This window comes from Actinoplanes regularis (assembly GCF_900188005.1).
Taxonomy (GTDB): Bacteria; Actinomycetota; Actinomycetes; order Mycobacteriales; family Micromonosporaceae; genus Actinoplanes; species Actinoplanes regularis.
In genome coordinates this window covers 204,197-228,627 of record NZ_FZNR01000003.1, presented here as the reverse complement: position 1 = coordinate 228,627, position 24,431 = coordinate 204,197, and the positions used below count along the sequence as shown (strand labels likewise).

Genomic DNA, 24,431 nt, shown 5'->3' with positions numbered 1-24,431 from the left:
GGGGCGGCGCGTCGGGAGGAAACACCGATGGCGGAGATCCGGGTCGGATCTCCGCCATCGACGAGGAAAACGCTGTGGAGCGTCAGATCACTTGAGGGTGACCTTCGCGCCCTCGCCCTCGAGCTTGGCCTTGGCGGCCTCGGCCTTCTCCTTGTTGACACCCTCGAGGATCGCCTTCGGGGCGGCCTCAACGGCGTCCTTGGCCTCCTTGAGGCCCAGGCCGGTCAGCTCACGCACGACCTTGATGACCTGGATCTTCTTGCCGCCGTCGTTCTCCAGAACGACGTCGAACGAGTCCTGCTCAACCGCAGCCTCGGCGGCCGGGGCAGCGCCGGCGGCGGCGACCGCAACCGGAGCGGCGGCCTTGACGTCGAAGACGTCCTCGAAGGTCTTCACGAACTCAGAGAGCTCGATCAGGGTCATTTCCTTGAACGCCTCGAGCAGGTCCTCGGTGCTGATCTTCGCCATGATTGGCAACCTTTCCTAGCTTCTGATGTAGAACGTTGCTCGGTTCGCGAGGCCGTCAGGCGGCCTCGGCGGAACCGTCCTTCTCGCGCTTGTCACGCAGGGCGTCCACCAGGCGCACGGCCTGGGAGAGCGGAGCCTGGAACGTGGCCGCGGCCTTGCTCAGGTTGCCCTTCATGGCGCCGGCCAGCTTGGCCAGCAGCACCTCGCGGGACTCGAGGTCGGCAAGCTTGGTGACATCCGCCGCCGAGATGGCCTTGCCCTCGAAGACGCCGCCCTTGATGACGAGAGCGGGGTTGGCCTTGGCGAAGGCACGAAGGCCCTTGGCCGCCTCGACCACGTCACCGCTCACGAAAGCGAGCGCGGTAGGACCGGTGAACAGCGCGTCGAGGCCTTCGATGCCCGCGTTGCCCGCGGCACGCTTCGCGAGCGTGTTCTTGGCAACGGAGTACTTGGCCTGCTGGCCCAGCGCCCGCCGCAGCTCGGTGAGCTGCTTGACGGTGAGGCCGCGGTATTCGGTCAACACGGTGGCCGACGAGTCACGGAAGTTGTCCGTGAGCTCGGCGACGGCCGAAGCCTTATCGGCCCGGACCGGCTTGTCCGCCATGTCCCTCCTCTCCTCAGTGCTATTGCCACTGGTCGAGAGGGCCCGGAAAAGCAAAACGCCCCGGCGCAGGGCACGGGGCGGACCTCCAGCACACGCGAACGCATGCTGACACATCACGAACCGTTCTCCCTGCGCAGGTCGCCCGCTCTTGCGGGACCTTCGGCCGCGGCGTCCGTCTGACGACGGTCGCTGCGGCGACCAGCGGTCTATGGGTGGAACTTCGAGAAGTAAGACTACGCGGCTGGACCCCGAAAGACCAAATCGTCCCTGCCGGCCCTGCCACCCGCCTCCGGCGGGCACACCATCAAAACCCTTCTCCGGTACGCCCTACGCCTCCCGCCCCCAGCCCTCTCGGGCCAAGCCCCGCCTCCACCCGCCGGTCAGCGGGCCCCGCCGGGCGTGTGAGTCCCGACGAGACACCGCGGGCAGGCCACGAAAAAGCCCCCGGAGAGATCCCCGGGGGCTTCGACGTATCAGTGACCAGGCGCTCAGGCCTCGGACCCCTTATCGCCGTGCAGGTTCTTCGTGGCGTTCGGGTCGACCGGGATGCCCGGGCCCGTCGTGGTGCTGACGGTGACCTTCTTCAGGTACTTGCCCTTGGCGGCCGACGGCTTGGCCCGCAGGACCTCGTCGAGCGCCGCGGCGTAGTTGTCGATCAGCTGCTCGGCCGAGAACGACGCCTTGCCGATGATCAGGTGCAGGTTCGAGTGCTTGTCCACCCGGAAGGTGATCTTGCCGCCCTTGATCTCGTTGACGGCCTTGGTCACGTCCATGGTGACGGTGCCGGTCTTCGGGTTCGGCATCAGGCCACGCGGGCCGAGGATGCGGGCGATCCGGCCGATCTTGGCCATCTGGTCCGGCGTCGCGATCGCGGCGTCGAAGTCCAGCCAGCCACCCTGGATCCGGGCGACGAGCTCGTCGGTGCCGACCTCGTCGGCGCCGGCGGCCACGGCCTCCTCGGCCTTCGCGCCCTGGGCGAAGACGATGACGCGGGCGGTCTTGCCGGTGCCGTGCGGCAGGTTGACCGTGCCGCGGACCATCTGGTCGGCCTTACGCGGGTCGACACCGAGGCGCATGGCGACCTCGACGGTGGCGTCGAACTTCGCCGAGCTGGTCTCCTTGGCGAGAGCGACCGCGTCACGGGGCTCGTAGATCTTGCTGGCGTCGATCTTCTCGACGGCGGCGCGGAACGCCTTGCTGCGCTGCGACATTTCTCAGTACTCCTGTGGTTGATGGCGGGGCCGCTACGTGCCGGCCCCTCCCACTGATATCGCCGGTCTTCCGGCGATCAGATCTTGGTGACCTGGTTGAAGTTCAGCTCGACCGGGGTCTCCCGGCCGAAGATCGACACCAGGACCTTCAGCTTCTGCTGGTCGGCATTGATCTCGCTGATCGACGCCGGCAGCGAGGCGAACGCGCCGTCGGTGACCGTGACCGAGTCGCCCACCTCGAAGTCAAGCACCTTGACCTCGGGCTTCGACTTCTTCTCCTCGGCCTGGACAGCCGGGGCCAGCCACTTCAGCACCTCGTCGAGGGAGAGCGGGGCCGGCCGGTCGACCCGGTCGGTGGCGCCCACGAAGCCGGTCACGCCGGGCGTGTTGCGCACGCACGAGTACGACTCGGGAGACAGGTCCATCCGGACCAGGATGTAGCCGGGGAAGACCTTGGCCTGCACCTGGTTGCGCTTGCCGTTCTTGACCTCGACCTCTTCACGGGTCGGCACCTCGACCTGGAAGATGAAATCCTCCATGTCGAGGCTGGTGATCCGGGTCTCGAGGTTGGTCTTGACCTTGTTCTCGTAACCGGCGTAGGAGTGCACCACGTACCAGTCACCGGGGGCGTACCGCAGCTTCTGCCGCAGCTCCTTGACCGGGTCGTAGTCCTCGTCCGCCTCGGGCGCCTGGACCGCCACCGCCGTGTCGCCGGCCTCGACCGACTCCTCGGTGACGGGCGACGACTGCTCGTCAGCAGACTGCGCGGTCTCGTCGTCGTACTCAGGCACGCTCGCTCACTTCCAATAAGTCGCTCTGTTCAGGCTCAGGGCTACTAGCCACCGAGCGCTTTGAGGATGCCCTTACCGAAGGCGTAGTCCAGCACCGCCACGATCGCGGTCATCACCGAGACGAAGGCGATCACGACGCCGGTGTAGGTCAGCAGCTCCTTGCGCGTCGGCCAGATAACCTTGCGCAGCTCACTGATGACCTCGCGGAAGAACCCGCCGATCCGACCGAAGAATCCGGCGCGCTTGCGCTCCTTCTTCTCCTTCGGAGCACCGTCCTTCGTGCGCTCGGCGACCGCGGTCCCGCCGCCACGGCTGACCGGCGCGTCGTCGGCCTCATCAGCATCATCACCGCCGACGGCGTCGGCGAGCAGCTCGTCGTCGCCCGGGACGTCGTCACCGGGCCGGTCCTTGTCGGCCACTTCGCCCTACTTCCGTCGTCGGTGGTGTTGAGTTCCCGTCAGCACTCGACCGATGCGGACTGTGCGAACCGCGCACCGGGCGGGCACGTCGAGGAGGATTGCGCAGGGGTGACAGGACTTGAACCTGCAGCCTGCGGTTTTGGAGACCGCTGCTCTGCCAATTGAGCTACACCCCTTTGCGGGACTGTTTGTCTTGCGAGTCACAGCCCCACGGCGCACCAGTGTACGGGTACGCCCGTGGTTATCCCAACCCGGGCCTACCGCTTACCGACAAGCGCCTGTGCCAGAGACAGTACCTTGTCTCCGTTGCACGTGGCAGTCAGGGCGAGCCGGGTGTCCCCGTTCTCGGTGACCTCCTTCACCGCGGCCGTGACGATCACTTCGGTGCCCTCGTCGGTGTCCGGAACCGGCACCGGCCGGCTGAATCGCACACTGAACTCCTTCACCGCGTCCCCGGCGCCGGCCCAGGCGGTCGCCGCGCGACCGACCAGTGCCATGGTGAACATGCCGTGGGCGATCACCCCGGGCAGGCCGACGCCGGTGGCGGTGCGCTCGCTCCAGTGGATCGGGTTGAAGTCGCCGGAGGCACCGGCGTAACGGACCAGGTCGGCCCGGGTGATCCGGAAGGTCTGCGGCTCCAGTACATCGCCCATCAGGCACTCTCCTCGCCGCGCTGAACCAGTTTCGACCAGGCCGTGACGACCGGCTCGCCGTCCTCGGTGCGGACCTCGGTGCGGACCGTGATGAACCAGTGGCCACCCCGGGTGGTGATCTCGTCCACCGTGTTCACACAGACCACCGCGTCGCCGGCGACCATCGGTCGGGTGTAGGCGAACTTCTGGTCGCCGTGCACCACACGGGTGTAGTCGAGGCCGAGCGTGGGGTCGTTGATTACCTGCCGGCTGGCGGCCATCGTGATGGTCACCGGGAACGTGGGCGGGGCCACCACATCCGGATAGCCGAGCGCGCGAGCCGCCTCGGGGTCGTGATACTCCGCCTCGGTGGCGCCGATCGCGCGGGCGAACTCGCGAATCTTCTCCCGGCCGACGAGATAGGTCTCGGTGGGCGGCCAGGTGCGGCCGGCGAATGTCTGATCCAGGGGCATACCCCACAAACTACTCTGCGCCGCTCGGAGTAACTCCGAGCGGCGCAGAGGGATGAATTTGTGGCGTTGCGAGAGGTCAGCGGGTCTCGCGGTGCAGGGTGTGCTTGCCGTCGCGCGGGCAGAACTTCTTCAGCTCGACGCGGTCGGGGTCGTTACGCCGGTTCTTCTTGGTGATGTAGTTCCGGTCCTTGCACTCCGTGCACGCCAGGGTGATCTTCGGACGTACGTCTGTCGCCTTGGCCACGGCGGGGTGCCTTCCTGCTAACGGAATCTAACTTGACGACGAACCAGCGTAGACGCTCAGTTGGTCGCTATGCAAAGTGGGCCTCGGGATTGAGTTCCCCACTAAGAGTAGCGGTGGCCGGACTTGAACCGGCGACACAGCGATTATGAGCCGCTTGCTCTGCCATCTGAGCTACACCGCCGAGCCAGGCTCACGTCCAACGCCGGCTCGGCGGGAACGAACCCGGTAGAGCCCCCTTACGGAATCGAACCGTAGACCTTCTCCTTACCATGGAGACGCTCTGCCGACTGAGCTAAGGGGGCTTGCTGCTTGCGATCTCTCGCTCGCTGCAGGAGTAAGACTACACGGCCCGGCCAGAGGGGTGAAATCGGTACCCCCGGGACAGTAAAAGCCCAGGTCAGATCACAGCTCGAAGCCTGCGGACCTCGCCGGTCGGGGTCGACTCAGGCTCCGTCCGGGCGCTGAGCCACGCCTCCAGCCGCTCGAAGGGCAGGGGGCGGCTGAACAGGTAGCCCTGGCCGATCTCGCACCCCATCTCCTCCAGCAGCTCCAGGGTGAGCTCGCTCTCCACCCCCTCGGCCACCACGGTGAGGCCGAACTCCCGAGAGAGGCCGATCACCGCCCGGACGATCGCCAGATCCCCGGAGTCGGTCGCCATGCCCTGCACGAACGTATCGTCGATCTTCACCTCGTGCACCGGCCACTGGCGCAGGTAGGCGAGCGACGAGGCACCGGTGCCGAAGTCGTCCACACTCAGCCGGACGCCGAGATCACGAAGCCGGTACAGGGTCGGCAGGACCCGCTCGATGTCGTGCAGCATGCCCGGCTCGGAGATCTCGAAGGTGACCTGACCGGGCTCCGCCCGATGCTCCTCCAGCAGTTCCTGGACCAGGTCCGGGAAGCGGGAGTCGAGCAGGGTGCGGGCGGAGAGGTTGACCGCGATGGAGAGCGGACGGTCCGCGTCCGCCCAGGCCCGGCAGTGTCGCAGTCCGGCGGTGAGCACCACCTCGGTGAGGCGGCCCAGCTGACCGGTGTGCTCGGCCACCGCCACGAAGTCCTCCGGGGCGACCTCGCCGTGCGTCGGGTGCACCCAGCGGGCCAGGCACTCGACCCCGAGCACGTGCCGGTCGGCGAGCGTCACCTTGGGCTGGAAGTAGACCTCCAGCTGGTCGTTGTCGATCGCGCAGCGCAGGTCCGCGGCGATGCCCAGGCGGCGGACCGCTCGTGATTCGAGGGCCGGGTGGAAGGGCTGCACGCCGTACGGCAGGACCTTGGCCGCGTTGGCGGCCAGCTCGGCCCGCTGCAACAGGGTCTCCGGGTCGCTGCCGTGGTCGGGGTAGACCGAGACGCCGACCGCGGCGTCCACGTCCAGGGTCAGTGATCCCACCGCCATCGGGCCGCGCAGCCGCTCCCGCATCTGGGTGGCCAGCTCGATCGTGGCCTCGATGCCCTCGGTGCGCAGCGTGACCATGAACTCGTCCCCGCCGACCCGGCCGACCAACGCGCCCGAACCGGCGATGCCCCGAAGCCGCTCGGCGACCTCGGCCAGCAGCTTGTCGCCGGCCGCGTGCCCCATCGACTCGTTGACGTTGCGCTGTCCGTCCACGTCGAAGAGAAGGACCGCGACGACCTCGTCCTCGACCCGCACGGTCACCGCCTCGGCCAGCGCGTCCAGCATCCGGCGCCGGTTCGGGAGGGCGGTGAGGCGGTCGTGGTACGCGTCGTAGCGGAGCCGATCGACCAGCCGTAGATTCTCGACCGCGACCGAGACGTGCGCGGCGATGGTCTCCAGCACCTGCACGTCGCTCTCGCGGAACGTCCGGCCCTCGCCGACGTGGTTGGACACCTCGAGGGTGCCGATGACGGCACGACCCGAACGCAACGGCACCACGATCGCGTCGTTCACCCGGGCGCTCCGCAGCGACTCGCGCAGGTCACTGGTCTCCGGGAACTGGGAGCCGACGGCGATCCGGGTCTCATCCCGCAAAGCACGTTCGCGCACGACGGCCGGCACCGGTGACAGGTCCATCAGGCCGTCGTTGTCGACCTGCGCGGTCAGCAGCACCTCAGGATGACGCTCCTGTGGCGCCAGCCAGAGGGTCGCGAATTCCGTACTCATCAGGGTCCGAACCCGGCCGAGCAGGGCGTCCGGCAGAGTGCTGTCCGAACTCTCGTTGCGGATCGCCTGGGTGATCTCGTAGACGTCCGCGAGGGTCTGGTGCTGCCGGAAGAAGCCGGCGAACGATCGCAGCAAGAAGAAGAGCGCGATGACCAGGACGGCGAGGAGGATCACCGACCACGGCGTCGCGTCCAGCGCGATCAGGAAGAACAGGCCCACGACGACGTTGATGGCGGGAATGACCAGGCCGGAAAGGCTGGCCCGGATCACGTTCTGCCCACCCTGCAGGCCCTGCACCAGGATCATCACACCGGCCAGGCTGGCCAACTGGACCAGGAGCATCACCATCGCCGCGACGAAGAGCACGACCCAGGTGGCCGGGCTGGTCGCCACCAGCGGACGGAACTTCTCTATCACGAGCAGAGCGGCACAGACGCTGGCCGCCGCTCGAGCGAGATTGAACCAGATCTTGACCGGCGTGAACGAGCCCCGGAGCAAGGTCAGCAGGTGGCCCCCGACGATCACCAGAACCATCAGTACGGGCGACAGATAGAACAGGCCGAGAACCAGCGGCATCTCGGTAACCAGGATGCTGAAGGCACTGCGCCTGATGACGATGCTGAAAGCCGCGAGCGACGCGACGGAATAGAGCACGAAAATCAGGACCCCGACAGCCCATGTCTTGTACCAATCGGGGTCGGAAATCCAGAACGCGAGGGTGCAAACGACCGCGAAAGCGGCCATGGGAGCGGTGATGAACCACGCATATTGCTCAGAGCGCTGCCGAGGATCCGGACGCTTACCCATAGCGCTCCTCGTCAACTGGCCCCGTAATGGCCGGGCGCTTGGCGCCACACGGCTCAGTTCCAGACGTACTCAAGCGTCGAAAGTGTCGAGGCCTGAGTCGCGGCCGCCTCGGACGCCGCAGCGCGCCCCCCGCCCCCGGCGGCGGCACCCCCGGCCAGCACGACGAGCGCCAGAACCAAGCCGGCAAGGCGGCCCAGCTTCTTCGCAGACATTGTTGTGCTCCTTTTCGGAGTCGTGCCCTTCTCGGGGTTACCTGATGGTGCCACACCGGATGTGCGACAGGGAGTGTTCATCGGCGGGTCGCGGCGATGCTCGGACGAATCCTGGCCGAACGGCTGAGGCGATGCCGACCGGCAACACTGAAGGATTAGCGGCTTTATAGGTGATTTAAGCGTAGAAGTGAGAGCAATTCACTCACGTGCGTCAGGGTATCTTGACGTCAAGACAGCCTGACGAGAGGCGACTCCTCATGGCAACGCCCGACGACCTGGAGCGACGGCACACCCTCACCACCGCTACTCAGCGTTACGACGAACTGAGGATGCGAGACGCTCTCGCGGCCATGGACCCGGACGGGGGCAGAGCCCTCTCCCCCTTCGAGACCCTCGAGATGCTGGCCCTGAGCGAGGTGGTGATCCGGAAAGCGGGGTACGGCCGGCAGGCCATGGTCCGGTCGGCTCGCGCGGCCGGCGCCTCGTGGACCCAGATCGGAACGGCGCTCGGCACCAGCAAACAGGCCGCATGGGAGGCGCACCAGCGCTGGATCGAGAACCAGGCGGCCCGGCAGCAGGAATAGACCGGCTGTCCGGGACCGGAACCGCCGGACGACGCACCCGGCCGGGTCAGTCGCCGGTGGCCGCCGGGCGGTCGGTGTGGCTGTACTGCGACCACGAGCCCGGGTAGAGCCGCCCCTGCCCGAGGCCGGCGTGCTCCATCGCGATCAAATTGTGGCAGGCGGTCACACCCGAACCACAGTAGGAGATCACCTCCGCGTCCCCGGTCACGCCCACGGTCGCGAACCGCTCGCGCAACTCGGCGACCGGCAGGAAGCGGCCGCCCTCGGCCACGTTCTCCCGGCAGGGCAGGTTGCGGGCGCCCGGGATATGGCCGGGGCGCGGGTCGATCGGCTCGCTGTCGCCGCGGAAACGGCCAGCCTCCCGGGCGTCGAGCACCACATGGCCGCCCTCGGCGGTGTCGGCCAGCGAGGCCAGCCGCTCGGACGGCCACTCGCGCGGGGTGAAGGAGGCCGGGGGCGGGACGGGGGTGTCAGTGGTGAGCTCACCCCCGTACGACAGCAATCCTCCGTCGAGCAGCGCGGCCTCGCGCCCGATCGCCCGCAGCAACCAGACCAGCCGGGCGGCGATGACACCGCCGGCGTCGTCGTAAGCCACCACGGTCGCCGCGTCGCCGACACCGGCGGCGGACATCGCCGCCGCGAAGACCTTCGGATCCGGCAGCGGATGCCGGCCCTCGGCCGGCGACGCCGGGCCGGCCAGCGCGGTGTCCAGGTCGATGAAGACCGCGCCGGGCAGATGACCCTCCTGGTACGCGGCACGGCCGGAGCGTCCGTCGAGGTACCACCGGACGTCGGCCAGAACCACGTCGCCGGCGTGGGCACGCAGCCAGTCCAGGTCCACCACGGGGTTGATCACCGTGTTCGCCACCTCTCCATCAAGCCCTCATCCACCGGACAACCCGAGCTTTCAACTGCTGGACAGGCCCAGGCGTAGACCGAAGCCGATCAGGACCGTGCCGGTTCCGGCGTCGACGGTACGCCGGACCGAACGCCGGGCGAGGAAACCACGCGCGGCCCGCGCCCCAAAAATGATCAACGAGAACCAGGCCAGACCCTCCAGATCGTGCACCAGGGCCAGCAGCAGGCCGACGCCGAGCGGGTTGGCGTCCGGCGGGACGAACTGCGGCAGGACCGCGATGTAGAAGGCGCCGACCTTCGGGTTGAGCAGGTTGGTGAACAGCCCCTTGGCGAAGGTGCTCCACCCGGTCGGGGCCACCGGCTCGGCGAGTTCGGCACGGTCGTCGGCGCCGGAGCGCGCGAAGACCGCTCGGACCATCCGGACCCCAAGAAAGATCATGTACGCGGCGCCGGCCAACCGCAGCACGGTGTACGCCACCGTGGAAGCGGTGAGCAGCGCGGAGACGCCGACCGCGGCGGCCGCGCCCCAGAGCAGGGCGCCCGCGCCGACACCCAGCGCGGTGCCGAAGGCCGGGCCCCGGCCCATCGTCACCGCTGCGCGCAGGACGAGGGCGGTGTCCAGGCCGGGGGTGATGGTGAGCAGGGCGCCGAGAACAGCGAAGGAGAGGACGGCGTGAGTCAGGTCCATATCGCCGTTCCTAGCCGGTCCGCGCCGATCTGAACAGCGTGTGCTTCGTCGCCGGCGGTCAAGCTCCTCGGGTCGGCCCGCGGCCTCGCACGGAATCTGTCGCTCGCGGTCAAGCCCCTCGGGCCGGCCCGCGGCCTCCCACGGAAATCTGTCGCTCGCGGTCAAGCCCCTCGGGCCGGCCCGCGGCCTCCCACGGAAATCTGTCGCTCGCGGTCAAGCCCCTGGGGTCGGCCCACGGCCTCGCGGGCGGAAACGGAACAGAGCCACACCGACCAGGGCCACGGCGACCAGCGCGGCGGCCTGCGCGGGTACGGCACCGGGTAGGTGCAGTCCACCCACGTAGATCAACATGGCCAGCCCGAAGAGCAGGTGATAGAACCCCGCGTCCCGGACCGACCGGAACGAACGAGTGATCATCTCCGGGGCCTGGCCCCGCACCAGCATCCGCACGCCGAAGACGGAGAGCGCGAGACCCAGCACACCGCCCAGCACCGCGACACCCATCGCTTCAGTCTGCGACCGGATCGGGCGGCGTTCCGCCGGTTGGCGGTAATCGACCTGGGCTTACCAGGGGCCGGTCCTCTTGTTCCAGGACCGGCCGAACCCCATTACCGGTAGTTGTCGAACTGCAGCGCGACGCCGAAGTCCTCCTGCTTGAGCATCGCGATCACGGCCTGCAGGTCGTCCCGCTTCTTACCGGTCACCCGAAGCTGGTCGCCCTGGATCTGGGCCTGCACACCCTTCGGCCCCTCATCGCGAATCTTCTTGCTGATCGCCTTGGCCTTGTCGGCCTCGATCCCCTCGACCACCTTCAGGTCGATCTTGAAAGTCTTGCCGGACTGCCGGGGCTCCCCCGCATCCAGCGACTTCAGCGAGATGTTCCGCTTCACCAGCTTCTCCTTGAACACCTCGAGCGCGGCGAGGGCCCGCTCCTCGGTCTCCGACGTGATGGTGAAGGCCTCGCCCGACTTGGCGACCTCGGTGCCCGTCCCCCGGAAGTCGAACCGGGTGCTCAGCTCCTTCTCCGCCTGGTGGAAAGCGTTGTCGACCTCCTGCCGGTCGACCTTGCAGACGATGTCGAACGACGGGTTGGCTGCCATGATCAAACTCCTGCGGCTGGATTCTTGTCGATGTCGCCGTTGGACCGGACCCGGCCCGCGACATGCCGACCGTACCCGGTTGTGACCCGGCCCCGCGGTACGGCTATCCTGATGTCCGCTGCTGCGGGAGACTGCGGCAGTTGCCCAGGCGGGTTGCCCGAGCGGCCAATGGGAGCGGACTGTAAATCCGTCGCGAAAGCTACAGAGGTTCGAATCCTCTACCCGCCACCAACAGGCACGATAGGCCCCTCACCAGCGGAAACGCGGTGCAGGGGCCTTCTTCGTTTGATCTAGCGGGGTCCAGCCGAGTCCGGCTCTCCACAAGTGGTTGTGAAGGGATCGTGGGCAGGTGGATCATCCGTCAGCCGATCGCGTGAAGATCACGCGCACCACCCCAGCTGCGCTCCCGAGCACCCGTCGGCCCGCATTCAATGGCAAGCCGCGAAGTGGTGCGGCAGCGATCGCCGGAAGCAACGACGGCGGCTTACCCCAGCGGCGATCGTCACGGCCTTGAGTGGAGTCGAGAATCGGCCGGCGCGCCGTCCGATGCCGGCCGGAGACCGCCAGCAGGCCGAGCGCGGCCGGCCCGCGCCGCGCCGGCGGCACCGTGGCTGGCGGTCGACTACGTCGGCCGGCTCTACGCCCTCGTGGTTGGCGGGCGCGAGATCCTGTGGGTGACCTGGTGGAGCGGGTTCGCCCGGAACTTCAGCAACCTAGAGCGCCTATGGGCACGCCCGAGGGGTGTACGGCAGCTGCCGTACACCCCTCGGTGTGGTGCTACCGGCAGCCGGATCCGGCTGCCGGTTCAACAGCCGTTCCGGCCCGGGGCCCTAGGACTGCTTCGCCGGAACCCACGTGATGAGGGCCGCTCCGGAGTGACATGAGCGCTGAATGATGTCTGCTCCGTTGGCGGCGCTGTTGTCTTGCACGCCAAGGCAGAATTCGCTGCTCCTGCTCACGATCTTGTAGTAGTCGTGGCCGTTGTGGTTTTTTAGTTCAAGCACCATGCGCCACTGGTCGTTGTACGTCGTGGAGCCGCCACACGGGTATTGAATGATCTTGGCAGAGGTTTCCTGTGAATTGCCTTTTACATTCGCGCATTTTCCGCTCTTGCCATTGATCAATCGGAAATATCCATTTCCGAGGTTCCGCCAGATCCATCGCTGGTGCAGCGGAGCGATCTTTCCGGTCGCTGATGGGCAGGTCCAGTTCTGGATCTGCGCGCTGTTTGCAGTCGACCCGCCCTGGACTTCCAGGCACTTGCCGAAAGTCTGAACCTCCCAGGGACCACTGTCAGCGGCGAATGCGGGCGACGCGATGGCCGTCCCCGCCACCGCCCCCACGATCGCCATGAAGCCGTATAGAAGTTTGCGCGATTTCATACCCCGTGACTCCAACCGTCCATCGAACCAGCGAAATGTAGCAATTACGATGATCATTCTGGCGCGGAGCAATGTACAGGGGTCCAGGACGCGGCGCAAACGTTCACCGGCCCTACGGCTGGTTCGGCGTTCTATGCCCTGTGAGCCTTTTCATCCTGCGTAGCGGTTGGCTTCGATGTGGCGCAGGACGAGGATGGCCGGCACGATCGCGGTCGCGCGGCGTGGGCAGCAACGCAGCTTGGCCCGGATTCTCCAGGTCTTGAGGCATGGGTATGGACATGGCTTATCAGGGCGGAAGCCTCGACAACATCCCGTTGCCGGCGACGGCATATGCCCCTCCGGGAGCGTGACGTGCGAGATCGTGGAGAAGAGCCGATCGACCGTGAGCTCGAGGCGATGGCGGGTCACGCGCGGGTCGCCCAAGCGGTCAAGGAGAGCCTTCGGCGGATGAAGAACGGCGAGGCCGGCCCGGACATGGCGGAGATGGCGAGAGATCTGCTGGACGGTCGTATCCGGCTGCGCGACCTCGCCACCACCTCGGTGTACTCCGCCCCGATGATCGAAGGCATCGAGAGGTACCGGCAGTGGGAGTCGGAGTTGACCCCGGAGCAACGGAAGGACTTGGAGGCCCAGGTCCGCGAGCGCTTCGGAGTAGATGTGCGTGACCCGCGGGATTCCGAGTGAGTCGAACTCCACACCTGGGCAAACGGCTGGGCGGCGGCAAGGCGCTCGGCTGTTGATCCATTGGCACGTATCGGTGATTCGTGCGGGTTGTCGAACCACAAAACTGACTCCTGTCCGCGCACCACGGCATGGGATGCGCGTCATCGCTTAGGGAGCAGATTCATGAACGCCCGTACGTCGCTCGTCCTCGCCGCCGCCGCTGCTGCCTTCGCCGTTGCCGGGTGCTCGAGCACCGATGCCCCCACCACCGCCGGCGGCGCGACGCCGGGATCGGCGACCGGCACCGCGGCGCCGGTCGCGAGCGGGGGTTCCGCGGCCGGCACGGGCTGTCCGGCTTCGGAGGCGACGCTGCTCAAGGCGTTCCGCAGCAGCGATGTGGCCAAGTCTCTCGCGCCGACCGACACCCTGAGCGACATCAACTGCTACAAGGGCTACGCGATCGGGCTGACCCACCCGCGCGACGTCGACAACGCTCACGTGGTCTTCCACTACACCGGTGGAGGCTGGCAGGCGATCAACGGCGGCACCGGCGATTACTGCGAGACCGGCGTCCCCGCCGACGTCCGCTCGCACCTCGGCTGCTGAGCCCTCCCCCGGGGTTACTCCGCCGCGGAAACCGGCTCGCGGCGGCCCCATCGCCCTCGCGGTTTTGGGTAGCCTGACGCCCAGACGCGGCGTATGTGAAGGAGCCCGGAGATGGCGAAAGAGGTCCCCGGCCCCGGCCGGCGCTCCGAGCAGATCGAGACGCTGCGGGCGGCGGATTCCGATCGGCAGCAGATCGCCGATCTGCTGAAGGGCGCGCTCGACGAGGGCCGGCTCTCCCTGCACGAGTACGACGAGCGTGTCGCCGCGGCGTACGCCGCCCGGACGTACGCGGAACTGCTCGTCATCGTTCAGGACCTGCCGCGGCCGGGCACCAGCGCGGCCGAGGTGCACGCTCGGCGGGCCAGCGAGGCGCGTCGTGCGATGCGGCGGCTGCCGGTCGCGCTGCTGGTGCTGTGGACCATCTGGGCGTCCCTCGCCGCGGTGAACCTGGTCGTCTATGTACTGGTCAGGTCGACTGTCGACGAGTGGGTCTATCCGTGGCCGGCTTGGCTGCTGGTGCCGGGGGCGGCGCTGGGCGCGGTGACGGTCGGCGTGCAGGTGATTCGCCACCAGCAGCATCGGGACTGAGGCGTCGGCCACCCCGGGACCGCTGTAACTTGCACTCAGTGCACGCCGAGCTAGGGTCGGAGCGTGCGACAACGCAGCCCGGAGATCTGGCGCTCGATTCGTGACTCGGCGGTCGGCCTGATGGCCGAGCGTGGCTTCGACGCGGTGTCGGTCGACGACATCGTCGCCACCGCCGGCATCTCGCGCCGCACCTACTTCAACTACTTCGCCGGCAAGGAGTCGGTGCTCTTCGACCCCGACCCGGACGATCCGCGGCTGTGGGCCGAGCTGACCGGCGCCCGGCCGCCGGACGAGCCGCTCTGGACCGCCCTGCACCAGCTGATCCTGGGTTACACCGCGGCCACCGCGGAGCGGATGATCCGGCAGCACCGGGTGCTCCGGGCCTCCCCCGAGCTGGCCGTCTGCTCACGCGAGGTGTGCGACCGGTTCTGGGACGCCGTCCGGCACTGGGCCTCGAGCCGCGACGCCGCCACGACCGGGCTGCGACTCGACCTCCTGATCAACACCGCCCGCACGGTGCTCAGCACGGTGCTGCCGCGCTGGGACACGGAAACCGGCATCGCTGGGCTGCACCGCCTGATCGACGAGGGCTTCGCCCTCCTGCAATCTCCGGAATGGACTACCTCATGACCCGTGTACCCCTCTCCGTGCTGGACCTGGCCACCGTTCGCGAGGGGCACGGCAGCGCCGACGCGCTGCGCGGCACCATCGAGATCGCGAAGGCGGCCGATGAGCTGGGCTTCGCCCGTTTCTGGGTCGCCGAGCACCACAACATGCCGGCCGTGGCGTCGACCGCGCCTCCGGTCCTGATCGGGGCCGTCGCCGCGCAGACCGGGCGGATCAAGGTGGGCTCCGGCGGGGTGATGCTCCCCAACCACATGCCGTTCGTGGTCGCCGAGCAGTTCGCGCTCCTGGAGGCGCTCTACCCGGGGCGGATCGACCTGGGCATCGGGCGGGCGCCGGGCACCGACCAGGCGACCGCGGCGGCGCTGCGCGGGGTCTCGCCCTACCTGACCGTGGAGCAGTTCCCGGAGCACCTGCGAACGGTGCTCGGGCTGCTCGGGGACGAGCGGTCGGCCGGGATGGCCGGGCGGTTGCGGGCGACACCGGCGCCGGAGACGTACCCGGAGGTCTGGATTCTCGGGTCGTCGACCTACGGGGCGCAGCTCGCGGCGGCGCTGGGACTGCCGTTCTGTTACGCATATCACTTCGCGATCGCGTCCGACGTGGACAGTGCGGCGCGGCTGTACCGGTCGGGTTTCCAGCCGTCGGAGCGCTTCCCGGAGCCGCACCTGATGGTGAGCGCTTCGGTGCTCGCGGCGGAGACGACCGAGGAGGCGCGGTACCTGGCCGGGCCCAGCCGGATCATGGCGTTGAGCCTGCGTACCGGACGGCTCGGGCCGATGATCTCGCCTTCGGCGGCGGCCGAGCGGGAGCTGTCGGACCTGGATCTGCAGGTGCTCGACTCGCTGCCGGGCACCCAGTACGCGGGGACCGCCGAGGAGGTCGTGGCCGCGCTTGACGCACTGGTCACCCGGACTGGGGCGGACGAACTGATCCTCGCCGGGGCGGTCTACGACCCGGCGACACGGCGGGACAGCCTCGCGCGAATTGCGAAGGCGTGGGGGATGTAGCCGGTTCTAGGATGACCCGATGGCCTGGGAACTGACGTCCGATGTGGAAAAGTTCGCTTCGGCCGCGGGGGAGTTTTTGCGGTCCGATTCGGTCCGGAACACCATCTTCCTCACGGCAGCCGACAATCTGCGGTCGCGTGGGCCGCATGCGTACGGACCGACCGATCCGGTCCTCGGCTGGTGGACAACGCCGGACGGGGTGGTCGCCGGTGCGCTTCTGCAGACCCCGCCCCATCCGGTGATGTTCAGCGAGATGCCGGCCGAGGCGGTGCCCGCGGCGGTGCGAGTGCTCGCCGATCGGCCGATCCTTGGGGTCAACATGCTGGCCGAGGACGTTGATGCCTTCGTCACCGGCCTCGCTGCCGGCGGGCAACTGCCGAAGCAGGACGGGATGCGGACCCGGCTGTACCGGCTCGGCGCCCTGACCCCACCCGATCCGGCGCCACCGGGCGCCGCCCGTTTCGCCACCGCGGCCGACCGGGATCTGCTGATCGAATGGCTCGACGCCTTCTTCGAATACATCGGGGGGCCACAGGTCGAGGCCGGGGACGCGGCCGACGATCACCTCGCGCACTCCGGGATCACCCTCTGGACCGTTGACGGGGTGCCGGTCTCGATGGCGGTCCGTTCCCGGCCGCACGCCGGCATGGTTCGCATCCTGCACGTCTGGACGCCTCCCGCGCTGCGCGGCCACGGCTATGCGGGCGCGGTGACCACGGCCGCCACAGCGGCCGCGCTCAACGACGGCGCGACCGAGGTGGTGCTCAACGCCGACCTGGCCAACCCGACCAGCAACGCTCTCTACCAGCGGCTCGGGTATCAGCCGGTGGAGGATCGGGCGGAGGTCTGGTTCCCGGCGTTCGCCGCGTCCGTCAACGTGGGGTCGTCCGAGCCGAGCATGGGCAAGGACGTACCGACCACCGGGATCCGCAAGAAGCCGGTCTCGGCGCCGGTGCCGGTGCGCGCGCCCGGGCTGAAGAGCACCGGGCTGCACAGCGGTGTCGTCGGCGACCACATCGGGGACACGAAGCACCACGGGGGCAATGACCAGGCAGTTTACGCGTACGCCAGAGAGGACTACGCGTGGTGGTCCGCTGAGCTGGGCCGCGACCTGCCACCGGGAATCTTCGGGGAGAACCTGACGACGTCGGGGCTGGATCTGGTCGGCGCGGTGATCGGCGAGAAGTGGGAGTTCGGGTCGGGCCTGGTGCTGCAGGTGACGTTCGGACGGATCCCGTGTGTGACGTTCCAGAATCGGATGGGTGAGCCACGCTGGGTGAAGCGGTTCGCCCGGGCGAACCGAACCGGGGCCTATCTGCGGGTCGTCACGCCCGGTTCACTGATCCCGGGCGATCGGATCTCGGTGGTGGACCGTCCGGCGCACGGCCTCACCGTGGCCGAGTCCTTCGAGATCTACATGCACGACCCGGCCCGCCTGGCGCGGCTGCTGGTCGCGCCAGAACTGCCACCGGAGCTGCTGGCCGAGGTCTCGGAGAGGGTCGCCGGGAGCGAGTGATTGGATGGCCCGATGGAAATCAAGGATGTGCCGGAGAAGGGTCGTTTCGAGGCCCGGGACGAGGCGGGGGCTCTGGCCGGGATCCTCACCTATCAGGTGACCGGGCAGATCGTCGTCTACACGCACACCTCGGTGGAGCCCGGCTTCGAGCGGCAGGGCGTGGGGTCGGCGCTGGCCCAGGCCGCCATGGAGGACGCCCGCGCCAAGTCCCGGACCGTGGTGCCGATCTGCGAGTTCGTCCTGGAGTGGTTGAAGAAGCACCCGGAGTACGAGTCGATGGTCGCCCGCACCACCCGCCACATCAAGTAACGGCTCAGGTCAGGGCGTCGAAGAGAAGCTGCGGGGCGAAGCCCAGCAGCACGGCGACCAGGACCGAGGCGGCCAGAGCCACAGCGACCGGGCGGGAGACCGGTAGCCGCGGGTGCGGGGCCGCGTCGAGCGGGACGGGGTCCGCCACGACCGGGTCGATCCGCGGCGGTGCGGTGTAGAGGGACGCGGCGACGCGGACGTAGTAGGCCAGGGCGATGACCGCGTTCAGGACCACCACGGCAGCCAGCCAGGACCAGTTCTGCTGGACCAGGGCGTCGACCACGGACAGCTTGGCGAAGAGGCCGGCCAGGCCCGGTGGCAGACCGGCGAGGCCGGCCAGGGAGAGCACGAGAGCGGCGCCGAGCCAGGGGCTGCGGCGGCCGGCACCGCGGTAGTCGGTGAGGAGGCCGCCGTCGGCGCCGGGCGGGCGCAGGGCGACCACCACGGCGAACGCGACGAACTCCAGGACCATGAAGAGCACCGCGTACGCCAGAGCGGCGGGGACGCCGGGTGCGCCCAGCGCCAGCGCCGCCAGGATGTAGCCGGCCTGGGCGATCGAGGACCAGGCCAGCAGGCGGACCATGCGGGTCTGGCGCAGGGCGACCAGGTTGCCGAGCGTCATGGTCACTACGGCCAGGATCGCCATGACGACCTGGGCGTCGAGGCGAGCGACGACCGCGGCCAGGGCCAGGACGCCGCCGAGCTTCGAGGCCGTCGAGAGGTAGGCCGCGATCGGGATCGGGGCGCCGTCGTAGGTGGCCGGGGCCCAGGCGTGCAGCGGAACCGCGGCGACCTTGAAGGCCAAACCGATCACCAGGAGGGCCACGCCGACACCCGCCAGCGGCCGGAACACGCCGGTGGCCGGTGTGAGCAGAGCCAGGTGGAGTGCGCCGGTGGCCGCGTAGTTGAGGGCGGCGCCGAGCAGCGTCACGGCCGTCGAGACGACGCTGATCAGGAAGAACGTGAGCGAGGCCGAGGCGCCTTCGGTGGTGACCCGCTCGCCGGGGGCGAAGCGGCGGAGGCCGACCAGAACGTACAGCGGCAGGGTCAGCGTCTCCAGGCCGACGATCAGGGTGATCAGGTCGCCGGCGTAGGCGACCACCACACCGCCGGTCATCGAGCAGGCCAGCAGGAAGCAGAACTCGCCGGCCGGGGCGATCCCCTCGCGCAGGGCCGGAGTCGAGAGGGCCAGCACACCGACGGTCAGGGCGGCGAACAGTACGGCGGTGGTCGCGGCCGGCCAGGTCGGAACCCAGGAGCACGCGCCCGTCGTGCAGAACGTGCCCGGTTCCGCTCCGACGACCAGGGCCAGCACCGCGGTGGCCAGCCCACCGAGAACGGTGGCCGCGATGACCGCGCCGCGCCTGGCGACGAACAGGTCGGCCAGGAAGGCCAGGATCGCGGTGCCGGCCGCCGCGTAGAGCGGAAGCAGCGCGAAGTGGTCGACCGACTGGCTCACGGGTGGCCTCCCAGCAGGGTCGTCAACGGCAGGGAGGTCTCGGCGAGGACCAGGGCCGGGATCACCCCGAGGGCCAGGGTCAGCAGGATCAGCGGCGTCCAGGCGAACCACTCGGCCCCCGCGATCGACGGCCGCAGGGCCTGGACCGCCGGCGTCGCCGGGCCGTGGGTCAGCCGTCGCAGCAGGCGCAGGAAGTAGGCGGCGGTCAGTGCCCCGCCGATCGCCGCCAGCACGGCCAGGGTGAGCCACAGCGGGCCACCCCGGCGGACCGCCGCCACGACCGCGAACGCCTCACCCCAGAAACCCGCCAGGCCCGGCAGGCCCAGGGACGCGATCGCCGCGAAGCCGAGCAGGCCGGCCAGGCGCGGCGCGCTCTCGCGCAGGCCGCCGAGCCGGTCCAGCGAGCCCGTACCGGCGCGGTCCTTGATCGTCCCGGCCAGGAAGAACAGCAGGCCGGTGATCAGGCCGTGAGCGACGTTGCCGAGCAGTGCGGCCTGCATGCCGATCATGGTCAGGGTCGCGATGCCGAGCAGTACGAAACCCATGTGACCGACGCTCGAGTAGGCGATCAGCCGCTTCAGCTCGCGCTGGCGCAGGCAGATCAGGGACCCGGCGAGGATCGCGATCACGGCCAGGATGCCCAGGGCCGGGGCGGCCCAGGCCGCGCCGAGAGGGGCGACGCCGACGCCGACCCGGATCAGGCCGTAGGTGCCCATCTTCAGCAGGACGCCGGCCAGGATCACCGAGCCGACCGTCGGCGCCTCGGTGTGCGCGTCGGGCAGCCAGGTGTGCAGCGGCCAGAGCGGCGCCTTCACCGCGAACGCGACCGCGAGCAGGGCGAACACCACGCACTGGGTGGTCCGGGTGAGCTCGCCGGCGCCGGTCAGGGCGACCAGGTCACCGGTGCCGGTCCCGGTGACGACCACGATCACGCCGAGCAGCAGCAGCACCGAACCGAAGAGCGTGTAGAGCACGAACTTCCGCGCGGCCGCCCGGCGCTCGGGTCCGCCCCAGCCGGCGATCACCGCGTACATCGGCAGGAGGACGACCTCGAAGAACACGAAGAACAGGATCAGGTCCAGCGCCAAAAACGTGCCCAGGACGCCGACTTCCAAGATCAAAAGCAAGGCCGACAACGTACGCCCGGAGCCGCCCTCAGGCACCTTACGCACCGTATAAGCGCAGCACAGCAGCGTGAGCAGGCCGGTCAGCACCACCAGCGGGTACGAGACGCCATCCACACCGAGATGGAAGCGCAGCCCGAGAGCCGGCACCCACGGCAGATCCAGGTTGATCCACGGCACCGGTGGCGTCGTGGCCCGATCGCCGTAACCGGACCAGCCGTGGTCCCGCTCCGCGAAGACCGGGGCGATGGAGAGCACGAAGGTGATCGCGGCGAAGATCGTGGCGATTATCCGGGCCAGCCGGTCGCGGGCCGCGGGCAGCAGCGCGACCAGTGCCGCGCCCCCGGCGGGCACGGCGAGCAGCGCGACCAACAGCGCCTGCCAGGCGGGATCGTTCCCGGTGAGAACCATCAGGCCACAGCTCCCAACCACGCGACGATGCCCAGGACCAGCGCCCCGAACAGGACCAGGACCGCGGCGCCGGGCAGGGCGATCCGGTGCGCCCGGGCGAGCACCCCGCCGAGCCCGCGGGTGACGGTGCCGGTGCCCTCCACGGCCGCGTCCACCACCCGCTCGTCGACGGTGGTGACGAGCCGGGCCAGGGCCCTGACCGGACGTACGACAAGCACGCTCTGCACCCGGTCCAGATGGAACCCGGCGGCGAACAGTGGCCTGGCCCGGCCCAGCGCCAGGACCGGGTCGACGCCGGGCACCGCCCACCAGAGCCACCAGGCGGTCCCCGCACCGGCCGCGAGCAGCAGCAACGGCAGCAGGATCGCGACGCCCAGGTGCGGATCGTCCAGCTCCAGAGCGTGCCGGAAACCGGGCGCGAACGCCGCCAGGCCGAGCAGAGCGGCCGGGATCGCGAGCAGCACGATCGGCCAGCGCATCAGGGCCGGCGGGTCGTGCGGCACGGCCGGCGTCCGGTAACGCGCGTCGTCGAAGCCGACCTCCCAGTCCGGGCCGTCCGGTCCGTACGACCGGGAGGGTCCGAAGAACGCGCGGAGCAGCAACCGGGTCGAATACCAGGCGGTCACACCGACCGCGAGCAGGGCGGCGACCCAGACCACCCAGGCGGCCCAGGCCGGCACGGCCGTGCCGCCGTCGGTCGCGTGCGCGGCCGCGGTCAGCACGTTCTCCTTGGACCAGAAGCCGGCCAGCGGGGGCAGTCCGGCCAGCGCGCCCAAGCCGATCACGAACGACCAGAAGGTGACCGGCATGTGCTCGCGCAGCCCGCCCATCCGGGACAGGTAGTTGGTGCCCACCGCGTGGATCACCGCGCCGGCGGCGAGGAACAGCAGCGCCTTGAAGGCGGCGTGGGTGAGCAGGTGGAACAGCGCGGCGGCGGGCGATCCGACGGCCAGCGCACCGGTCATGTAGCCGATCTGGCTGACCGTGGACCAGGCCAGCACCCGCTTCAGGTCGTCCTGGGCCGTCGCGGAGAGCGCGCCGAGCAGGATCGTGATCGAGGCCATGACCGCGAGCACGGCCAGGGCGGCCGGGGATCGCTGGAAGAGCGGGAAGGTGCGGAACACCACGTACACGCCGGCGGCGACCATGGTCGCGGCGTGGATCAGCGCGGAGATCGGAGTGGGGCCGGCCATCGCGTCCGGCAACCAGGTGTGCAGCGGGAACTGCGCACTCTTGCCCGCGACACCGGCCAGGAGCAGCAGCAACGCGGCGGTCAGCGTGGCGCTCGAATAGTCGTGGGCGAGGACCGCGCTGAGCCTCGACGTGCCGGAGTCCGCGATCAGCAGCGCGATGCCGAGCAGGAAGCCGACGTCACCCACCCGGGTGACCAGGAACGCCTTCATCGCGGCGGCCGGGGCCTCGGGCAGCCTGCGGTCGTGGCCGATCAGCAGGTAGGAGCAGGCGCCCATCACCTCCCAGCCGATCAACAGCCCGATCAGGTCGCCGGACGTCACCACCAGCAGCATCGCGCCGGTGAAGAGGCTGACCTGGGCGGCGTACGGCGCGTACCGCGAATCGTCGTGCAGGTACGTGACCGAGTAGACCTGCACGCACAGGGCCACCGTGCAGACCGCGAGCGCCACGTAGAGCGCGGCGGCGCCGGCCGAGAAGCCGAGCACCATCTCGATGTCGCCGAAGCTCACCCAGTGGGTGCTCGCCGCCAGCGGCTCGCTCCGGCTGGTCACGACGGCGAGCAGCGCGATCGCGTCGGCCAGGGCGAAGGCCGCGCCGGCGATGCCGAGCGCGGCGGCGGCCCGGCGCGGTCCGCCGTCACCCGGCGGAAGCAGAAGACCGAGCAAACCCAGCAGCAGGGGTACGCCGGGGAGCAGCGCCCCGAACACTCCGGTGGCCGTCACCCGCGCACCTGCTCGTTCTCCGCCTCGGCGAGCGGGACCTCGTCAATCGCCACGGCCTTACGCATCCGGTAGTACTGCAGGACGATCGCCAGGCCGACGCCGACCTCCGCGGCGGCCAGCACGATCACGAAGAGCGCGAAGACGCCGCCCGAGCCGGCCTGCGAGTTCGGCGTGGCCCACGCCTCGCCGGGGACTGCGCGCAGCGCCGAACGCAACGAGACGTCCGCGGTGACCAGGATCAGGTTGACCGCGTTGAGCATCAACTCGACGGCCATCAGGACCAGGATCGCGTTGCGGCGGCGGACGACACCGTAGACACCCAGGCCGAAGAGCAGGGCGCCGACGACGTACGGAATGGTCACGTGCATCAGGCCGGAACCTCCGCTTCCTGTTCGCCTGATCCCTCTTCCGCGGCCGGCGGGGCCGGGCGCGCGCCGAGGTCCGGGCGGGACAGCACGATCGCGCCGACCAGTGCGGAGAGCAGCAGGATGGAGAGCACCTCGAAGGGCAGCACCCAGGTCCCGAAGACCTCCCGGCCGACCTGCTCGGCGGTGCCCGGGTCGGCCCGCGGGAACTCGATCCAGCGGAACGCGTCGACGAAGAGCGCGGCCAGGCCCAGGCCGACCCCGGCGCCGATCAGGGCGGAGGGGCCGGGCGGACGGTCCAGGTCGGTGCTCGGGCCGATCGGGGCACGGGTCAGCATCACCGCGAACAGCAGCAGGACGACCACGGCGCCGACGTAGACCAGGACCTGCACCCAGGCCACCAGTTCGGCGCCGAGGACCAGGTAGAGGCCGGCGATCGCGCCCAGGCTGACCACCAGGTAGAGGCCGGAGCGGACCAGGTGGGTGCTGGACACCACGAGGGCGCCGGCACCGACCGCGACGGCACCGAGGGCGAGCAGGAGGATGTCGGCGACGGTCACCGGTCGGACTCCGGGCGCGGCTCAGGTCGTACCGGAGCAGGTCTTGCGGTCTTCGCGGCGGTGGCCGCGCCCGGACCGGCCGCCTTGCGCGCCGCGGTCGCCTCCTCCTTCGAGGGCTCGCCGAGCACGTCGTGCGCCGGCGGGGGCGGAACCGTCCGCATCCACTCGCCCAGCCGGCCCTTGTCGTGCAGCAGGGAGAGGACGTCGGTCTCCGCGTACTCGAACTCGGGCGTCCAGTGCAGGGCGTCGAACGGGCAGACCTCGATGCAGATCCCGCAGTACATGCAGAGGGAGAAGTCGATGTCGAACCGGTCCAGCACGTTGCGCTGGCGGGCGCGGGCGGCGCCGGGGACGACGACCTCCTCCTTGTGCGAGTCGATGTAGATGCACCAGTCGGGGCACTCCCGGGCGCAGAGCATGCAGACCGTGCAGTTCTCCTCGAGCAGGGCGATCACGCCGCGCGAGCGTGGGGGGAGCTCGGGCTCGACGTCCGGGTACTGCTGGGTGATGGTCTTTTTGGTCAACGTCTTGAGCGTGACGGCAAGGCCATTGATCAAACCCTTGCCGGGCAAACCGCGCTCGCCGTCATCAGTCACAAGGGCATATCCTGCCCGCTTCGGACCGGCGACGCGACCTCGACCCCATCCGATCTTCCGGTAGGGTTGACGGACGGGAGAGCGCGCCCGCT

The 24,431-nt window shown here is 69.3% G+C and carries 29 protein-coding genes, 4 tRNA genes and 2 pseudogenes; 10 read left to right on the top strand and 25 right to left on the bottom strand.

Annotated features, from left to right (window positions below; genetic code table 11):
• Nucleotides 1-87 precede the first annotated feature (87 nt).
• From rplL to CHC09_RS46205, 13 genes are all read right to left on the bottom strand, one after another.
• A complete protein-coding gene (gene rplL / locus CHC09_RS10595) occupies nucleotides 88-468 on the bottom strand; it encodes a 50S ribosomal protein L7/L12 (protein ID WP_089292862.1) in 381 nt (126 codons plus the stop codon).
• Between the two features lie 55 nt (nucleotides 469-523).
• On the bottom strand, nucleotides 524-1,072 hold the full coding sequence (rplJ, locus tag CHC09_RS10590; protein ID WP_089292861.1) for a 50S ribosomal protein L10: 549 nt from the start codon (nucleotides 1,070-1,072) through the stop codon (nucleotides 524-526).
• Nucleotides 1,073-1,560: 488 nt separating this feature from the next.
• Complete coding sequence (gene rplA, locus CHC09_RS10585) at nucleotides 1,561-2,283, bottom strand: 50S ribosomal protein L1 (protein ID WP_089292860.1); 723 nt, start codon at nucleotides 2,281-2,283, stop codon at nucleotides 1,561-1,563.
• Nucleotides 2,284-2,360: 77 nt separating this feature from the next.
• Entirely contained in the window at nucleotides 2,361-3,074 is a 714-nt protein-coding gene (gene nusG, locus CHC09_RS10580) for a transcription termination/antitermination protein NusG (RefSeq protein WP_089292859.1), read from the bottom strand.
• A 44-nt stretch (nucleotides 3,075-3,118) separates the two neighbouring features.
• On the bottom strand, nucleotides 3,119-3,493 hold the full coding sequence (secE, locus tag CHC09_RS10575; RefSeq protein ID WP_089292858.1) for a preprotein translocase subunit SecE: 375 nt from the start codon (nucleotides 3,491-3,493) through the stop codon (nucleotides 3,119-3,121).
• Between the two features lie 103 nt (nucleotides 3,494-3,596).
• A tRNA-Trp gene (locus CHC09_RS10570) sits at nucleotides 3,597-3,669 on the bottom strand.
• An 81-nt stretch (nucleotides 3,670-3,750) separates the two neighbouring features.
• Nucleotides 3,751-4,146 (bottom strand): MaoC family dehydratase, encoded by a 396-nt coding sequence (locus CHC09_RS10565; RefSeq protein ID WP_089292857.1) that lies wholly within the window; start codon nucleotides 4,144-4,146, stop codon nucleotides 3,751-3,753.
• A complete protein-coding gene (locus CHC09_RS10560) occupies nucleotides 4,146-4,598 on the bottom strand; it encodes a MaoC family dehydratase N-terminal domain-containing protein (protein ID WP_089292856.1) in 453 nt (150 codons plus the stop codon). Before CHC09_RS10560 ends, CHC09_RS10565 begins: the two co-directional genes overlap by 1 nt.
• A 76-nt stretch (nucleotides 4,599-4,674) precedes the next feature.
• Entirely contained in the window at nucleotides 4,675-4,842 is a 168-nt protein-coding gene (rpmG, locus tag CHC09_RS10555) for a 50S ribosomal protein L33 (RefSeq protein ID WP_014687739.1), read from the bottom strand.
• 108 nt (nucleotides 4,843-4,950) lie between these two features.
• A tRNA-Met gene (locus CHC09_RS10550) sits at nucleotides 4,951-5,023 on the bottom strand.
• Nucleotides 5,024-5,071: 48 nt separating this feature from the next.
• Nucleotides 5,072-5,144, bottom strand: a tRNA-Thr gene (locus tag CHC09_RS10545).
• 95 nt (nucleotides 5,145-5,239) lie between these two features.
• Complete coding sequence (locus tag CHC09_RS10540; RefSeq protein ID WP_089292855.1) at nucleotides 5,240-7,768, bottom strand: GGDEF domain-containing protein; 2,529 nt, start codon at nucleotides 7,766-7,768, stop codon at nucleotides 5,240-5,242.
• 53 nt (nucleotides 7,769-7,821) lie between these two features.
• Nucleotides 7,822-7,980 carry a hypothetical protein gene (locus tag CHC09_RS46205; RefSeq protein ID WP_179277031.1) on the bottom strand — a complete coding sequence of 53 codons (159 nt, stop codon included), beginning with the start codon at nucleotides 7,978-7,980 and terminating at the stop codon, nucleotides 7,822-7,824.
• 257 nt (nucleotides 7,981-8,237) lie between these two features.
• On the opposite strand from CHC09_RS46205, the gene CHC09_RS10535 reads away from it, so the two are divergent.
• Nucleotides 8,238-8,564, top strand: coding sequence for a hypothetical protein (locus CHC09_RS10535; RefSeq protein WP_089292854.1), 327 nt, complete (start codon nucleotides 8,238-8,240; stop codon nucleotides 8,562-8,564).
• A gap of 46 nt (nucleotides 8,565-8,610) precedes the next feature.
• Here the strand turns inward: CHC09_RS10535 and CHC09_RS10530 are convergent, their stop codons facing one another.
• The 4 genes from CHC09_RS10530 to CHC09_RS10515 form a co-directional block, all read right to left on the bottom strand.
• The gene (locus CHC09_RS10530; RefSeq protein WP_089293185.1) at nucleotides 8,611-9,420 is read right to left on the bottom strand and encodes a sulfurtransferase; all 810 of its coding nucleotides are present in this window, start codon (nucleotides 9,418-9,420) and stop codon (nucleotides 8,611-8,613) included.
• A gap of 51 nt (nucleotides 9,421-9,471) precedes the next feature.
• Nucleotides 9,472-10,110: a LysE family translocator gene (locus CHC09_RS10525; RefSeq protein WP_179277030.1), complete on the bottom strand. Its 639-nt coding sequence runs from the start codon at nucleotides 10,108-10,110 to the stop codon at nucleotides 9,472-9,474.
• Between the two features lie 213 nt (nucleotides 10,111-10,323).
• Nucleotides 10,324-10,614: a hypothetical protein gene (locus tag CHC09_RS10520; RefSeq protein ID WP_089292853.1), complete on the bottom strand. Its 291-nt coding sequence runs from the start codon at nucleotides 10,612-10,614 to the stop codon at nucleotides 10,324-10,326.
• A 104-nt stretch (nucleotides 10,615-10,718) separates the two neighbouring features.
• A complete protein-coding gene (locus CHC09_RS10515; RefSeq protein WP_089292852.1) occupies nucleotides 10,719-11,210 on the bottom strand; it encodes a YajQ family cyclic di-GMP-binding protein in 492 nt (163 codons plus the stop codon).
• 147 nt (nucleotides 11,211-11,357) lie between these two features.
• Between CHC09_RS10515 and CHC09_RS10510 the strand changes: the two genes are divergently transcribed.
• A tRNA-Tyr gene (locus tag CHC09_RS10510) sits at nucleotides 11,358-11,441 on the top strand.
• Between the two features lie 599 nt (nucleotides 11,442-12,040).
• Here CHC09_RS10510 and CHC09_RS10505 read toward each other — a convergent pair.
• Both CHC09_RS10505 and CHC09_RS45055 read right to left on the bottom strand, forming a co-directional pair.
• The gene (locus CHC09_RS10505) at nucleotides 12,041-12,592 is read right to left on the bottom strand and encodes an RICIN domain-containing protein (protein WP_218827164.1); all 552 of its coding nucleotides are present in this window, start codon (nucleotides 12,590-12,592) and stop codon (nucleotides 12,041-12,043) included.
• A 150-nt stretch (nucleotides 12,593-12,742) separates the two neighbouring features.
• Nucleotides 12,743-12,856 (bottom strand): annotated as a pseudogene (locus CHC09_RS45055) (IS5/IS1182 family transposase); the annotation flags it as partial.
• Nucleotides 12,857-12,943: 87 nt separating this feature from the next.
• On the opposite strand from CHC09_RS45055, the gene CHC09_RS10495 reads away from it, so the two are divergent.
• The 8 genes and pseudogenes from CHC09_RS10495 (at nucleotide 12,944) to CHC09_RS10460 (ending at nucleotide 17,908) form a co-directional block, all read left to right on the top strand.
• Complete coding sequence (locus CHC09_RS10495; RefSeq protein ID WP_179277009.1) at nucleotides 12,944-13,276, top strand: hypothetical protein; 333 nt, start codon at nucleotides 12,944-12,946, stop codon at nucleotides 13,274-13,276.
• 162 nt (nucleotides 13,277-13,438) lie between these two features.
• The gene (locus tag CHC09_RS10490; RefSeq protein WP_089292848.1) at nucleotides 13,439-13,861 is read left to right on the top strand and encodes a hypothetical protein; all 423 of its coding nucleotides are present in this window, start codon (nucleotides 13,439-13,441) and stop codon (nucleotides 13,859-13,861) included.
• A 111-nt stretch (nucleotides 13,862-13,972) separates the two neighbouring features.
• Nucleotides 13,973-14,449 (top strand): DUF1707 SHOCT-like domain-containing protein, encoded by a 477-nt coding sequence (locus CHC09_RS10485; protein WP_089292847.1) that lies wholly within the window; start codon nucleotides 13,973-13,975, stop codon nucleotides 14,447-14,449.
• Nucleotides 14,450-14,512: 63 nt separating this feature from the next.
• Nucleotides 14,513-15,079, top strand: coding sequence for a TetR family transcriptional regulator (locus CHC09_RS10480; RefSeq protein WP_089292846.1), 567 nt, complete (start codon nucleotides 14,513-14,515; stop codon nucleotides 15,077-15,079).
• On the top strand, nucleotides 15,076-16,083 hold the full coding sequence (locus CHC09_RS10475; RefSeq protein ID WP_089293183.1) for an LLM class flavin-dependent oxidoreductase: 1,008 nt from the start codon (nucleotides 15,076-15,078) through the stop codon (nucleotides 16,081-16,083). Before CHC09_RS10480 ends, CHC09_RS10475 begins: the two co-directional genes overlap by 4 nt.
• A 19-nt stretch (nucleotides 16,084-16,102) precedes the next feature.
• A pseudogene (locus CHC09_RS48675) lies at nucleotides 16,103-16,903 on the top strand (GNAT family N-acetyltransferase); the annotation flags it as partial.
• A 78-nt stretch (nucleotides 16,904-16,981) separates the two neighbouring features.
• Nucleotides 16,982-17,599, top strand: coding sequence for an MOSC domain-containing protein (locus tag CHC09_RS10465; protein WP_089293182.1), 618 nt, complete (start codon nucleotides 16,982-16,984; stop codon nucleotides 17,597-17,599).
• A gap of 12 nt (nucleotides 17,600-17,611) precedes the next feature.
• A complete protein-coding gene (locus CHC09_RS10460; RefSeq protein ID WP_089292845.1) occupies nucleotides 17,612-17,908 on the top strand; it encodes a GNAT family N-acetyltransferase in 297 nt (98 codons plus the stop codon).
• A 4-nt stretch (nucleotides 17,909-17,912) separates the two neighbouring features.
• Here CHC09_RS10460 and CHC09_RS10455 read toward each other — a convergent pair whose 3' ends face one another.
• From CHC09_RS10455 to CHC09_RS10430, 6 genes are read right to left on the bottom strand one after another with little or no spacing between them, the layout of a single operon-like run.
• Nucleotides 17,913-19,367, bottom strand: a complete 1,455-nt coding sequence (locus CHC09_RS10455) for an NADH-quinone oxidoreductase subunit N (protein WP_089292844.1) — start codon at nucleotides 19,365-19,367, stop codon at nucleotides 17,913-17,915.
• Nucleotides 19,364-20,902: a complex I subunit 4 family protein gene (locus tag CHC09_RS10450; RefSeq protein WP_089292843.1), complete on the bottom strand. Its 1,539-nt coding sequence runs from the start codon at nucleotides 20,900-20,902 to the stop codon at nucleotides 19,364-19,366. The genes CHC09_RS10455 and CHC09_RS10450 overlap by 4 nt, the downstream gene beginning before the upstream one ends.
• The gene (locus CHC09_RS10445) at nucleotides 20,902-22,818 is read right to left on the bottom strand and encodes an NADH-quinone oxidoreductase subunit 5 family protein (RefSeq protein ID WP_089292842.1); all 1,917 of its coding nucleotides are present in this window, start codon (nucleotides 22,816-22,818) and stop codon (nucleotides 20,902-20,904) included. Before CHC09_RS10445 ends, CHC09_RS10450 begins: the two co-directional genes overlap by 1 nt.
• Nucleotides 22,815-23,186 (bottom strand): NADH-quinone oxidoreductase subunit NuoK, encoded by a 372-nt coding sequence (gene nuoK, locus CHC09_RS10440; protein WP_089292841.1) that lies wholly within the window; start codon nucleotides 23,184-23,186, stop codon nucleotides 22,815-22,817. Before nuoK ends, CHC09_RS10445 begins: the two co-directional genes overlap by 4 nt.
• Nucleotides 23,186-23,743 (bottom strand): NADH-quinone oxidoreductase subunit J family protein, encoded by a 558-nt coding sequence (locus tag CHC09_RS10435; RefSeq protein ID WP_089292840.1) that lies wholly within the window; start codon nucleotides 23,741-23,743, stop codon nucleotides 23,186-23,188. Before CHC09_RS10435 ends, nuoK begins: the two co-directional genes overlap by 1 nt.
• The gene (locus CHC09_RS10430; RefSeq protein WP_089292839.1) at nucleotides 23,740-24,339 is read right to left on the bottom strand and encodes a NuoI/complex I 23 kDa subunit family protein; all 600 of its coding nucleotides are present in this window, start codon (nucleotides 24,337-24,339) and stop codon (nucleotides 23,740-23,742) included. Before CHC09_RS10430 ends, CHC09_RS10435 begins: the two co-directional genes overlap by 4 nt.
• Nucleotides 24,340-24,431: the final 92 nt, after the last annotated feature.